Origin of the sequence: Polynucleobacter sp. UB-Piko-W3 (assembly GCF_018881635.1) — a bacterium.
Taxonomy (GTDB): domain Bacteria; phylum Pseudomonadota; class Gammaproteobacteria; order Burkholderiales; family Burkholderiaceae; genus Polynucleobacter.
On the sequence record NZ_JACVPY010000002.1, the window covers coordinates 884,976 to 898,117 of the forward strand.

Genomic DNA, 13,142 nt, shown 5'->3' on the forward strand with positions numbered 1-13,142 from the left:
GTTTTTCATTTCTAGACTAAAGCCCATACATTTATTCGGTTAAGCACCTTTTATCCCTATTTTTGTATTGACATTAATTATTTTTGTAAATACATTAATTGGGTGGATGCGTGATTGAGTTTGATGAAAAGAAGCGAAAGGAAACCCTTTCACAAAGGGGATTAGATATGGCAAGGTCAATAGAGATATTTAGAAATGCACATACCGACCAAGTTGACACACGCAGACCTTATGGTGAAAAACGAATTATCACGATGGGCTACTTGGATAGCAGAGCTGTTGTTGTAGTTTGGACATACAGAGGAAATAAACGAAGAATTATTAGCATGAGGAAAGCAAATGCGCGCGAAATCTCCAGATACTAAAAAAGAATGGGTTGACCCTGATGATGCCCCCGAGCTTGACGAACAGTGGTTTCAAAATGCCCACGTCTATATTGGCGATACTCTTATTAAAAGAGGCGTTGGTCGTCCACCCATTAAGAACGCGAAAGAAATGCTAAGTCTTAGACTAGATTCTGATGTTCTGGAAAAATTACGTGCTAGCGGTAAGGGTTGGCAAACCCGCTTAAGCAAACATATCAAAGAGGCAGTTTTAAAAGGAGCTCTTTAAGTTGACTAAGTTTCTTTTTTACTTTCTGCACCCTCTGCTTGAGGGGTCAAGATAGTTGGGTACGAGACCGCCCAAGTACCAGGGTAATCGCGGCTGTAATGCAATCCCCTACTCTCTCTGCGCATGAGTGCTGATCTCACAATCAACTCGGCACACTCAAGTAAGTTGCGTAGTTCAATCAGATCTCGCGTCACTTTAAAGTTCGCGTAATACTCTTGCACTTCGTATCTCAGGAGTTTGATACGATGTAATGCACGCTCTAGCCTTCGATTGGTTCTCACAATACCAACATAGTTCCACATCAAAGAACGCAATTCATCCCAGTTATGAGCAATCACTACCTGCTCATCAGCATCCTCCACCTGACTTTCATCCCAAAGTGGAAGATTTGGCATCGCTGGTGTTTTAAGTCCAGAGATATCTTCTGCGGCGGCCTTACCAATGACCACACACTCCAACAATGAATTACTTGCTAGGCGATTAGCGCCATGCAATCCAGTATAGGTAGCTTCTCCGACTGCATATAACCCTGGTAGATCGGTTCTGCCCTTGAGGTCAGTCACCACGCCACCACAGGCATAGTGAGCAGCAGGCACTACGGGTATTGGCTCTTTAGTAATATCTAGACCAAGACTTAAGCAGCGCGCATAAATCATGGGGAAGTGTTCTTTGATGAAGACTTCCCCTAAATGGGTGGCATCAAGATGAACATAATCTAAACCGTGCTTTTTCATTTCAAAGTCGATTGCTCTTGCAACAATATCACGTGGCGCCAACTCCTTACGCTCGTCGTGCTCTGACATGAAAGGAGTACCATCTGGTAATTTTAAGAGTCCGCCCTCACCCCGCATAGCTTCAGTAATTAAGAAGGTGCGATCGTTAGGGTGATACAGACAAGTCGGATGAAACTGAATAAATTCCATATTGCCGACACGGCAGCCTGCACGCCAAGCCATCGCAATACCATCTCCCGTAGCGGTATCAGGATTACTGGTGTAGCGATATACTTTTCCTAGGCCACCAGTAGCAAGGACCACTGACTTTGCCTGAATCGTTTCTACACGATTATTTTTAATATCCAAGGCATATACGCCGTAACAACGATTCGGTTTAGTGCGCTGTGTCTTAGCATCAAGATGACGATTGGTAATCAGATCAAGCGCAATCCAATGTTCTAAGATCTGAATATTTTTATGGGCTCTTGCTTTATCTAAAAGAACTTCATGAATTGCCTTGCCTGTTGCATCTGCTGCATGTGCAATACGACGATGACTATGTCCACCTTCACGAGTTAAATGCAAACCCATCGGACCAGACTCATCAGTTGTAAATGGCACCCCCTGCTCTACCAACCACTTAATCGCTTCAGCACTTTCTTCGGCAATATAGCGTGCGGTAGATTCGACTACGAGTCCAGCACCTGCATCGATTGTGTCAGCCACATGAGAATCAACACTGTCATGCTCCTTATCCACTACTCCTACAATGCCACCCTGTGCCCAGGCAGTAGCAGCATCGCCTAGACCACGCTTAGCCATCAAAATCACTGGCTGGGACTCAGCCATATGCAAGGCAACAGTTAAGCCCGCAAGGCCTGCGCCAATGATCAGAACGGGTAAGTCAGCTTGAGCTTGTGAGGAGGATGGTTTTGAACTAGCCATGGATCATTCTACTGGGCAAATACAAAAAGGCTCCAACAGTGAAGCCTTTTTGGGTTTTAGTGCATGTAAAGCAAATACTTAGGTGGTGATTGCCGCCTGATTGAGCTTAGTATCATTCGTACCATAACCCATCACCTTAGCTGCCTGCCCACCCTTGGCCAGCTTGACTGCGCAATACTTAAATTCTGGAATCTTGCCAAATGGATCTAAAGCAGAATTGGTGATCAAGTTTGCTGCAGCTTCATAGTAAGCAAACGGAATAAACACTACACCTCTTGGAGTGCCATCATCTCTACGCACATGAATACCAACTTCACCACGACGAGATTGAACGGTAATCACATCGCCAGCAGTAACACCCAGCTGAGTCATATCTTCTCCATGCATCGAGACAGTAGCCATAGGCTCAATCGCATCAAGCACAGTAGCGCGTCTTGTCATACTGCCGGTATGCCAATGCTCTAACTGACGACCTGTAATCAATACAAATGGGTAATCGGTATCTGGACGCTCATTAGCAGGAATGATATCTGCTGGCACCAGCTTGACCTTGCCATCAGGAGTTGCAAAGGAGTCATCAAATACGATAGGGCGACCTGGATCTTCAGCAGAAAGGCATGGATAAGTAACGCTAGATTCTTTTTCGAGGCGCTCCCAAGTAATACCGTTTATGGCACCGTGCATCGCTTGACGCATTTCGTCATAGACTGCTGCAACACCAGCATCGGGTCCTTGATAATTCCAATTCAGGCCCATCCGTTTTGCGATTTCTTGAATAATCCACAGGTCTGGCTTGGCCTCACCAGGAGGGTCAATCGCTTTTTTACCCATCTGTACCATGCGGTCGGTATTACTTGCTGTGCCCACTTTCTCTGGCCAAGCGCTTGCTGGCAAAACAACGTCCGCAAGCAAAGCTGTCTCTGTCATAAAGATATCCTGAACAACTAAGTGTTCTAGGGATGCTAGTGCATGGCGTGCATGATTTAAATCGGGATCACTCATCGCTGGGTTTTCACCTTCGACATACATACCGCGGATCTTATCGGGATCACTATCAGGTGCGGTGATCTTATGCATGATTTCAACAACGGTATAGCCAGGTTTTTTATCTAATGGCGTACCCCAGAATTTTTCAAACCACGCATGCGCCTCTGGATTGTCTACACGTTGGTAGTTCGGGAACATCATCGGTATTAATCCAGCATCACTGGCGCCTTGCACATTGTTTTGACCACGTAATGGATGCAAACCAGAGCCGGGTTTACCAATTTGACCAGTAATACTCACCAGCGCAATTAAGCAACGCGCATTATCCGTACCATGAACGTGTTGGCTAACACCCATGCCCCACAGGATCATTGCTGATTTTGTAGTTGCAAATTCTCTAGCCACTTCACGCAAAGTTTCTGCTGAAATTCCACAGATCGGCGCCATCGCTTCAGGGCTATAACCCTTGATATTTTCTTTTAGGGCTTCAAAGTTATTGGCACGATTTTGAATGAACTCTTGATCAGCTAAACCTTCTTCAATGATCGTATAGATCATGGCATTGAGCATCGCTACATCGGTGTCGGGCTTGAACTGCATCGTACGCCAGGCATGTTTGCTGATCTCAGTCAAACGTGGGTCACACAATACAATTTTGGCGCCACGTTTGGCGGCATTCTTAAACCAAGTAGCGGCAACTGGGTGATTGGCAGTTGGATTTGATCCAATCAAGAAAATCATGCTCGAGTGCTCAACATCATTCACTTGATTGCTTACGGCACCAGAACCAACGCCTTCCAGCAATGCAGCTACAGAAGAGGCATGGCAAAGGCGCGTGCAATGATCGACGTTATTACTGCCAAAACCAGTACGTACTAGCTTTTGAAACAAGTAAGCTTCTTCGTTACTGCCCTTAGCTGAACCAAAGCCTGCCAATACTTTTAAGCCATGTTTGTCCTTCAGCTTCTTCAGGCCGCCGCCAGCAACTTCTAACGCTTCTTCCCAGCTTGCTTCTCGGAAGATGCTAGACCAATCCTGAGGATTCTGAGTAGCAGTCTCGTCTTTCGGGACGCCCGCCTTACGAATTAATGGCTTGGTAAGACGTTGTGGGTTGTGGATGTAATCCATACCAAAACGACCTTTAACGCAAAGACGATTATGGTTAGCAGGACCATCGCGGCCTTCTACACTCACAATCTTTTCATCTTTAACGTTGTAAGTGATCTGACAACCGACACCGCAGAATGGGCAAACAGAATCTACTTTGCGATCAACCGTTTGCGAACCAATTAAACCTTTTGGCATTAATGCACCGGTTGGGCAAGCTTGCACACACTCACCACAAGCAACACAGGTGCTATCCCCCATGGGGTCATTCAGATCAAAGACAATTTCGCTATGGGCACCGCGCATGGCGTAGCCGATCACATCATTGACCTGCTCTTCACGACAAGCACGCACACAACGATTACATTGAATGCAAGCGTCTAGGTTTACTGCCATCGCTGGATGAGATATGTCGTGTGCCACTTTCTCGCGACGTAATGCCTTTAACTCTGGGCGCACTGTGACATCCATGCGGGTAGCCCAAGTACTGAGCTCTCCATGTTGATTTTGTTGTTCTTCCGCTTTGTTATCCCCTACCCACTTAAAGCCTTCATCGGGCATATCGGAGAGGAGCATCTCTAGTACGAGTTTCTGGCTCTTAACAGCACGCTCGCTATTGGCCTTCACTTCCATCCCGGGGGTAGCACTTCTGCAGCAGCTCGGAGCTAAGGTACGCTCGCCATTAATTTCAACTACGCAAGCACGGCAGTTACCGTCAGGGCGATAGCCATCTTTGAAGCACAAATGCGGAATATCAATACCGTGACGTTTCGCAGCCTTGAGAATAGTTTCACCTTCGTAGGAAACAATAGTCTTACCGTCGAGCTTGAACTCTACAGTTGGTAATTCGAGTTCTTTTGGATTGGTTGGTGCGTTCATATTAGGCTATTTCGTTCGGGAAATACTTCGCAATACAACGAATCGGATTAGGTGCTGCCTGGCCGAGACCGCAGATAGATGCATCGATCATCACGGTTGCTAGATCTTCTAAAGTAGCTTGGTCCCATGATTTAGCTTGCATCAATGTTGCCGCCTTGCCAGTGCCAACACGGCATGGAGTGCATTGACCGCAGCTCTCATGCTCAAAGAAGTGCATTACATTGAGCGCCATATCACGCGCCTTATCTTTGTCACTAAATACCATCACCGCTGCAGAACCGATAAAGCAACCATAGGGCTGCAAAGTATCAAAGTCTAATGGGATGTCATTCATGGTGGCAGGCAAAATACCGCCTGATGCTCCACCTGGTAAATAACCGTAGAACTTGTGGCCATCCTGCATGCCACCACAGTACTCATCAATGAGCTCTTGAATCGTGATCCCCGCTGGAGCCAACTTCACGCCCGGCTTTTTGACACGACCACTAACGCTAAAGCTACGCAAACCTTTGCGATCATGCCTACCAAAAGAGCTAAACCACTCAGGGCCACGCTGCACAATATCGCGCACCCAATACAAGGTTTCAAAGTTATGTTCTAGTGTTGGGCGTCCAAATAAACCCACCTGAGCAATGTAAGGTGGCCGCATCCGTGGCTCACCGCGCTTGCCTTCGATACTTTCAATCATGGCAGACTCTTCACCGCAGATGTAGGCGCCTGCACCACGGCGCAATTCAATCGTCGGTAATGTAAATGGGGGATTTGCTTTAAGCTTAGCTAATTCTGCTTCGAGCAACTCACGGCAGCCGTGATATTCATCACGTAAATAGATGTAGCAAGCGTCAATGCCTACTACGCTTGCCGCAATGAGTAAGCCTTCTAAGAAACGGTGTGGATCGCGCTCTAAATAAGTGCGATCTTTAAAAGTTCCCGGCTCACCTTCGTCAATATTGACAGCCATCAGTTTTGGCGCTATTTGATCTTTAACAATGCGCCACTTGCGCCCTGCTGGGAAACCTGCGCCGCCAAGACCGCGTAAGCCAGAACTTTCCATTGCCTTGATGATGTTTTCCGCATCACGTTTACCATCGATAATTTCTTTGGCAAGAGCGTAGCCACCTTGCGCGCGATAAGCCTCGTAGCCAACATAGTCAGGAGACACTGCTTGATTTTCGCCTTGAGGTGAGATGCCCTGCTCTGCTAAAGATGCTGGATCAAAATTAGCATCATCTTTAGCCATGGGCTGAGTAGTCATATTATTTTTTACAGCAGCTTGTACTTTATCTGTTGTTGCAAATAACACTGGATACTGATGCACAACTGCCACAGGCGCCTGCTCGCAACGCCCAACACAAGGAGCTGCAATCACTTTCACTTTAGGGTTACCTAGAATCGCAGGTAACTTAGCCAACAGGTTTTGCGCGCCAGCCAATTCACAGGAAATACCATCGCATACGCGCACAGTGATATCGGCTACAGGATCGTTGCCGCGCACTACTTCAAAGTGGTGATAGAAAGTAGCTACTTCATATACTTCAGCCATCGGCAAATTCATTTCTTTTGCCAGTGCAACTAAATGACGATCATGCAAAGCACGGTACTCATCATTGAGTTGGTGGAGATTTTCAATCAACAAATCACGACGATGAACAGCATCCCCAATCAGTTGTCGCACTTCTGCTAATGAAGCATCGTCTGCTTGGCGACCTTTTAGCTTGCTCTTGCGTCGAATGGTCTCCCTTAAATCATCTGCAGTGGCAACCGCAACGGCTTTAACTGCATCGGAAGGCTTTGGGTGATTCATAGTATGTAATCTCTAATTTTTACTGGTATTGCATTAAAGCGTCTAGGCATCCCAAAGCGAGGCGAAAATGAACTTACCTTACTAGATATGCAAATAATCAATTGATTTTGGGTTATTTCACCCCTTAAGTCCTTGACGGCGCTCAAGGGAATGAATTAAGGGTTTACCCTAATCTATAAAAGAGATGGGGCTGGCTTGTCGCCTGGAGGTTTGGAGTAATCGAGCTTACGCTCATATACCCGAGCTTTAAAGCAGTCTTGATAGCCCTTGCTACCAACCACCCAGCCAATAGAAGTGCAATCGTCTTGGGCCGCAGATTCAATCGAGCCGCAGCCTGAGAGCATTGCAATCATGGTAGCTGCAAGGAGAATGGGTAGTTTTCTTAAATTCATACCTGAAGTCTACTGGATTATTGAATGGGGGTTAAGGGAAAGTATTGACTTGTCATGTTTTGGCAAACTCAGCAACAATAATCATTGGAGACAGCATTAAAAATAACAATATTCAACCGGGAGAACCTTATGAAATCGACCCAGCAACGGATTGCAGCAATTGTCTTTTCTTTTGCCAGCGCCCTACTTTCGATCAACACTGTAAATGCCCAATCGTCTAGTGGCTATACCAACCTCATTGATGGTGTGAGCTTAGAAGGCTGGAACATTGTTGGCAATGCAAATTGGGTGATCGGCAATGGAATCATCGAAGGCAATAAGCCGAATGGATTTTTAGTCAGCACGAAAAGTTATAAAAATTTTATTATTCGCGCAGAGTTTTGGGCAGAGTCCAATACCAATAGTGGCATCTTTCTTCGCTGCCAAGACCCTACTAAGATTGCCGCAGCAACTTCATATGAGGTCAATATTTGGGATACGCGCCCTGGTCAAGAATATTCCACTGGAGCAATTGTGGATGTAGCCAAAGTAAATCCAATCCACAAGGCCGGCGGTCGCTGGAATACGATGGAAATTGTTGCTAACGGCTCTGGGCTAAAAGTATCTATGAACGGCGCAGTAACCGTTGATGTGAAAGATAGTAAGTTTGCAGATGGGCCAATCGCTTTGCAATCTGCTGGCGGCACTATTAAGTTTAGGAAGTTAGAGATTAAGCCGATTTAAATTAGTGAAGTGTTATTTCGTAACGATCGCCACAGGCTACAGGCCTTAAGGCCTTAGCCTCCTGTAGCATTTTGACTAAACCATAATTCGACATTGTTTTTAATGTTCGAGATAAGTTCCCCTGTTTTCTGCCGGTAAGTTCTGCTAACTCAGAAATCGATACTGGCTTAGATGCACGTATGACATGTAACAAAGCTCTATTTTCATCACTCAAGACCTGCGCCAAAGAGCGCATCGAGGTAAACCATATTTTTGGATCGCCTGCTTTCGGCTTTAGATCGCCTTTAGCAATGGCGAGTATGCGCGCCCTAATATCTTTTTGTGATGCAATCCCTATTTTGATTATTTTCATATTTCTTTTTCCGCTGTTAAGGTCCTGTCAACGTCTTCAAAAAAATCACACAATAGTTGGTGTGCGTCCCTGAACTCATATGGAATCCCTGGATCTGTAGCACTACGATGCTTATGATCGTATGTCAGTCTTCTTCCAGAGTAACCCGATCTCATCTTCACAGAATGAGCATTGTCATAACCCAGAATTCTTAAACCCTTTGGGTTATGCAAAGTTAATGAATACCGCACTCCATGTGGCACTGCATAACTCGCCTGTACTTCCCAAGCCTCAATCTTGACCCAGTAACCATCACCCTGATCTATGACCTCTTGATGAAGATCTAAAAGAGTCGTAATCCCACGTTTTCGCATTCCTCCTAATATATCACTTGATGATATACCAAAAGTAACATCCCTGCTTAGACGATGGCCTTATTTCACTGGCGGAAATCCAACCTTTTGCTCCCACATATTATTAAAGACATGGATGATCGGTTTTTCATAAACACCTGCTTTGGTAAATGGCTCATCCTTCAACCAAGTATCGACATCTGCCCTACTTGGAAAATCCATTCCTAATAAGCTGCCTACAACGGTTTTACCATCCTCTGAGGTGAGCGGCCCAGCAAAAGCCATCCGCTCCGCCTGCTGAGCAAGATAGGCGCGGTGCTCCGGTCTTACCTCTACTCGTAATTGTGCGGTGCCTGGTCGATCCATTAATAAGATTGCAAAAATCATAGTGTCTCCATGTTGATTTTGTTTAATGAATTTCTAACTAGCATCTTACGGGAAGTAGAAATAAAGAAACCATCCGAAGATGGTTTCGATGCTACTTGGCGGAAGGGGCGGGATTCGAACCCGCGGTAGGCTATTAACCTACGCACGCTTTCCAGGCGTGTGACTTAAACCGCTCATCCACCCTTCCGGAAAGGAATGATTATACGTTTGCCGAAAGGGTTTTAGTCAGAAGCGCTTAAAGAGCCTCTTTGAGTTGCTCCAAAATCGCTGGATTCTCAAGGGTAGAGGTATCTTGCGTAATTTCCTCGCCTTTAGCGATCACCCGCAACAGGCGGCGCATGATCTTGCCTGAGCGGGTCTTCGGTAAGTTATCACCAAAGCGCACGTCTTTTGGCTTAGCAATTGGGCCAATTTCTTTACCAACCCAGTTACGCAGTTCAGTCGCAATCTTTTTAGCAGCGTCTCCAGTCGGGCGACCGCCCTTCAGAACGACAAAGACACAAATCGCCTCACCAGTGAGTTCGTCTGGACGACCAACTACTGCTGCCTCAGCAACCAATGGATTGGCAACCAAGCAAGATTCGATTTCCATGGTTCCCATGCGGTGACCAGAAACGTTCAAGACGTCATCGATACGACCAGTAATCGTGAAGTAGCCAGTGTCCTTATTACGGATAGCGCCGTCACCCGCCAGATATAAAGTACCACCCAATTCTTCTGGGAAATACGACTTCACAAAACGGTCTGGATCACCCCAAATATTTCGAATCATAGAAGGCCACGGACGCTTCACAACCAAGATACCGCCCTGACCATTGGGTACATCGGCGCCCGCCTCATCCACAATTGCCGCCTGAATGCCTGGCAGTGGCAAGGTGCATGAACCTGGAATCATTGGCGTTGCACCTGGCAATGGTGAAATCATGTGGCCACCCGTTTCGGTTTGCCAGAAGGTATCTGCGATGGGGCAACGTGAACCGCCCACATTTTCGTAGTACCACATCCATGCCTCTGGATTAATTGGCTCACCTACAGAGCCTAAGAGACGCAAGGAAGATAAGTTGTAACTCTTCGGATGCACAGCCTCATCATTGCTTGACGCTTTAATCAAAGAGCGAATCGCTGTTGGTGCTGTGTAGAAAATGGTTGCGTTGTGTTTTTGGATCATCTGCCAGAAACGGCCAGCATTGGGATAAGTCGGCACACCTTCAAACACAATCTCAGTGGCGCCAACTGCAAGTGGGCCATAGGTAATGTAAGAATGGCCTGTTACCCAACCAATATCTGCCGTACACCAGAACACGTCGTCTGGCTTGATATCGAAAGTCCACTTCATTGTCAAAATTGCCCACAAGAGATAACCACCAGTGGAGTGTTGTACGCCCTTTGGCTTACCAGTTGAGCCAGATGTGTAAAGAATAAATAGTGGATGCTCTGCACTGACCCACTCTGGCTCACAAGTAGTCGCCTCATTGGCAGTTACTTCATGCATCCAGGAGTCACGGCCCGCAACCATCGGAATATTGCCACCGGTACGTTTGTAGACGATCACGTTTTTAATTTTTTCGCATCCACCTAATGCAAGAGCCTCATCCACAATCACTTTGAGTGGCAAAGCTTTACCGCCGCGTAATTGTTCATCAGCAGTAATCACTGCGCATGCGCCTACGTCAACGATACGTTCTTGCAATGACTTGGCAGAAAATCCGCCAAACACGACCGAGTGAATTGCACCAATACGGGCACAAGCCTGCATCGCCACAATGCCTTCAATCGACATTGACATATAAATAATGACGCGGTCACCAGACTTGATGCCCATTTTGCGTAAGGCGTTTGCCATTTTGCAAACGCGCTCGAGCAGCTCTTTGTAGCTAACGTTGGTCACTGTGCCATCATCAGCTTCAAAAATAATCGCTTTTTTGTCACCTAAACCATTTGCGACTTGGCGATCCAAACAGTTATAAGAGGCATTAGTTGTGCCATCTTCAAACCATTTATAGAAAGGCGCTTTGGATTCATCTAATACTTTTGAAAAAGGTTGCTTCCAGTGGATATTCTCCTTGGCAAGACGACTCCAAAAACCGTCATAATCAGCATTCGCCTCTGCGCAAAGCTTGTTATAGGCATCCATGCCAGGAACTGCAGCACCCTTCATAAAATCTGCAGGTGGGTGAAAAACGCGGTTTTCTTGCTTTAATGGTTCCATACTTCACAGCCCTCAATCAAATAATCAGTCGTCTATTTTTGCCAAAATGTCGCAAAATGGTGGCATTAGACACTCACGACACTCCAAGATAAGTGAAAACACCCAGGATTTGCTCTATGGCAAACCCTTAAAATAGCGCAAACCTGAAAAATTAAGCAGAAAACCATGACAAATATCAAACAAAACGACCTCATTCAAAGCGTTGCAGATGCCTTTCAGTTCATTTCTTACTACCACCCCAAGGACTTCATTAGCGCCATGGGCAGGGCTTACGAACTTGAACAAGGTGCAGCTGCTAAAGATGCCTTGGCGCAAATATTGACCAATAGCCGGATGTGCGCTGAAGGCCACCGCCCGATGTGCCAAGACACTGGTATTGCCGTTGTCTTCCTCAAAATTGGTATGAATGTTCAGTGGCCTGATGCCACGATGAGTGTTTCTGATATGGTCAATGAAGGTGTGCGTCGCGCCTACCTCAACCCAGAAAATATGCTTCGCGCTTCGGTCTTAGCTGATCCAGCTGGCAAGCGTAAAAATACGGGTGATAACACCCCTGCTGTCATCCACTATGAAATTGTTCCGGGTGATGATGTTGAAGTGATTTGCGCCGCCAAAGGTGGTGGCTCAGAAAACAAAGCCAAGATGGTGATGCTCAATCCTTCTGACTCGATTGTGGATTGGGTAGTGAAAACCGTTCCAACCATGGGAGCTGGCTGGTGCCCTCCTGGCATTCTGGGTATTGGTATTGGTGGCACTCCTGAGAAGGCCATGTTGATGGCAAAAGAATCTTTGATGGGCCCAGTCGATATTCAAGAACTCATTGCCCGTGGCGCGAAGACTCGTGCTGAGGAGCTGCGTCTTGAGATCTATGACAAAGTAAACAAATTGGGTATTGGTGCGCAAGGCCTCGGTGGCTTGGCAACTGTCCTCGATATCAAGATCATGGAATACCCAACGCATGCTGCATCTCTGCCAGTGGCAATGATTCCGAACTGTGCGGCTACCCGTCACATTCATTTCCACTTGCATGGCGATGGTCCTGCTAAGTTAGAAAAACCTTCATTGTCTGATTGGCCAGACGTCACATGGACTGCTGATACTAAAAAATCGAAGCATGTCAATGTTGATACGCTGACCCCTGAAGAGGTAGCAAGCTGGAAACCAGGTGATACCCTGTTATTGAATGGCAAGATTTTGACTGGTCGTGATGCCGCTCATAAACGCATCCAAGATATGCTAGCTAAGGGCGAAGAATTGCCAGTGAGCTTTAAGAACCGCATCATTTATTACGTTGGCCCTGTTGATCCTGTGCGTGACGAAGCAGTAGGCCCCGCAGGCCCTACGACCTCTACTCGCATGGATAAGTTCACCGAGATGATGCTCGCCAAGACAGGTTTAATTTCGATGATTGGTAAAGCTGAGCGTGGTCCAGAAGCAATCGCAGCGATCAAGAAGCATCGATCTGCTTATCTAATGGCCGTAGGTGGTGCTGCTTACTTGGTATCAAAAGCCATTCAGTCTGCCAAAGTAGTTGGCTTTGCCGACTTAGGCATGGAAGCCATTTATGAATTCGATGTCAAAGACATGCCGGTGACCGTTGCCGTGAACTCTGAAGGCATCTCAATGCACGAGACTGGCCCGAAAGAATGGCAAGCAAAAATTGCCGGCATTCCGGTCAAGATTATCTAAGCTAGCAC

12 protein-coding genes and 1 tRNA gene are annotated in these 13,142 nt (G+C 46.5%); 4 read left to right on the forward strand and 9 right to left on the reverse strand.

Annotated elements, in window-relative coordinates:
• Window positions 1-167: 167 nt before the first annotated feature.
• Together ICN31_RS04810 and ICN31_RS04815 are read left to right on the forward strand one after the other, a co-directional pair.
• Window positions 168-365: a BrnT family toxin gene (locus tag ICN31_RS04810; RefSeq protein ID WP_255530974.1), complete on the forward strand. Its 198-nt coding sequence runs from the start codon at window positions 168-170 to the stop codon at window positions 363-365.
• Window positions 340-612: a BrnA antitoxin family protein gene (locus ICN31_RS04815; RefSeq protein ID WP_216259096.1), complete on the forward strand. Its 273-nt coding sequence runs from the start codon at window positions 340-342 to the stop codon at window positions 610-612. The genes ICN31_RS04810 and ICN31_RS04815 overlap by 26 nt, the downstream gene beginning before the upstream one ends.
• A 5-nt stretch (window positions 613-617) precedes the next feature.
• On the opposite strand, the gene nadB is transcribed toward ICN31_RS04815, so the two are convergent.
• The 4 genes from nadB to ICN31_RS04835 all read right to left on the reverse strand — a co-directional run bounded on the left by nadB (window position 618) and on the right by ICN31_RS04835 (window position 7,442).
• The gene (nadB, locus tag ICN31_RS04820; RefSeq protein WP_216259098.1) at window positions 618-2,273 is read right to left on the reverse strand and encodes an L-aspartate oxidase; all 1,656 of its coding nucleotides are present in this window, start codon (window positions 2,271-2,273) and stop codon (window positions 618-620) included.
• A gap of 78 nt (window positions 2,274-2,351) precedes the next feature.
• Window positions 2,352-5,246 (reverse strand): formate dehydrogenase subunit alpha, encoded by a 2,895-nt coding sequence (gene fdhF, locus ICN31_RS04825; protein WP_216259100.1) that lies wholly within the window; start codon window positions 5,244-5,246, stop codon window positions 2,352-2,354.
• 1 nt (window position 5,247) lies between these two features.
• Entirely contained in the window at window positions 5,248-7,050 is a 1,803-nt protein-coding gene (locus ICN31_RS04830) for an NADH-ubiquinone oxidoreductase-F iron-sulfur binding region domain-containing protein (RefSeq protein ID WP_216259101.1), read from the reverse strand.
• A gap of 173 nt (window positions 7,051-7,223) precedes the next feature.
• On the reverse strand, window positions 7,224-7,442 hold the full coding sequence (locus ICN31_RS04835; RefSeq protein ID WP_216259103.1) for a hypothetical protein: 219 nt from the start codon (window positions 7,440-7,442) through the stop codon (window positions 7,224-7,226).
• 129 nt (window positions 7,443-7,571) lie between these two features.
• Here ICN31_RS04835 and ICN31_RS04840 point away from each other — a divergent pair, with 129 nt between their 5' ends.
• On the forward strand, window positions 7,572-8,165 hold the full coding sequence (locus tag ICN31_RS04840; protein ID WP_216259105.1) for a DUF1080 domain-containing protein: 594 nt from the start codon (window positions 7,572-7,574) through the stop codon (window positions 8,163-8,165).
• 1 nt (window position 8,166) lies between these two features.
• On the opposite strand, the gene ICN31_RS04845 is transcribed toward ICN31_RS04840, so the two are convergent.
• The 5 genes from ICN31_RS04845 to acs form a co-directional block, all read right to left on the reverse strand.
• A complete protein-coding gene (locus ICN31_RS04845) occupies window positions 8,167-8,517 on the reverse strand; it encodes a winged helix DNA-binding protein (RefSeq protein ID WP_088525946.1) in 351 nt (116 codons plus the stop codon).
• Window positions 8,514-8,870 (reverse strand): DUF6516 family protein, encoded by a 357-nt coding sequence (locus ICN31_RS04850; RefSeq protein ID WP_216259107.1) that lies wholly within the window; start codon window positions 8,868-8,870, stop codon window positions 8,514-8,516. The genes ICN31_RS04845 and ICN31_RS04850 overlap by 4 nt, the downstream gene beginning before the upstream one ends.
• A 60-nt stretch (window positions 8,871-8,930) precedes the next feature.
• Window positions 8,931-9,236, reverse strand: coding sequence for a YciI family protein (locus tag ICN31_RS04855; RefSeq protein WP_216259110.1), 306 nt, complete (start codon window positions 9,234-9,236; stop codon window positions 8,931-8,933).
• A 96-nt stretch (window positions 9,237-9,332) separates the two neighbouring features.
• A tRNA-Ser gene (locus tag ICN31_RS04860) sits at window positions 9,333-9,423 on the reverse strand.
• A gap of 48 nt (window positions 9,424-9,471) precedes the next feature.
• A complete protein-coding gene (acs, locus tag ICN31_RS04865; RefSeq protein WP_088525949.1) occupies window positions 9,472-11,445 on the reverse strand; it encodes an acetate--CoA ligase in 1,974 nt (657 codons plus the stop codon).
• Between the two features lie 165 nt (window positions 11,446-11,610).
• On the opposite strand from acs, the gene ICN31_RS04870 reads away from it, so the two are divergent.
• Window positions 11,611-13,134, forward strand: coding sequence for a fumarate hydratase (locus ICN31_RS04870; RefSeq protein WP_216259111.1), 1,524 nt, complete (start codon window positions 11,611-11,613; stop codon window positions 13,132-13,134).
• The last annotated feature ends 8 nt before the right edge of the window (window positions 13,135-13,142 follow it).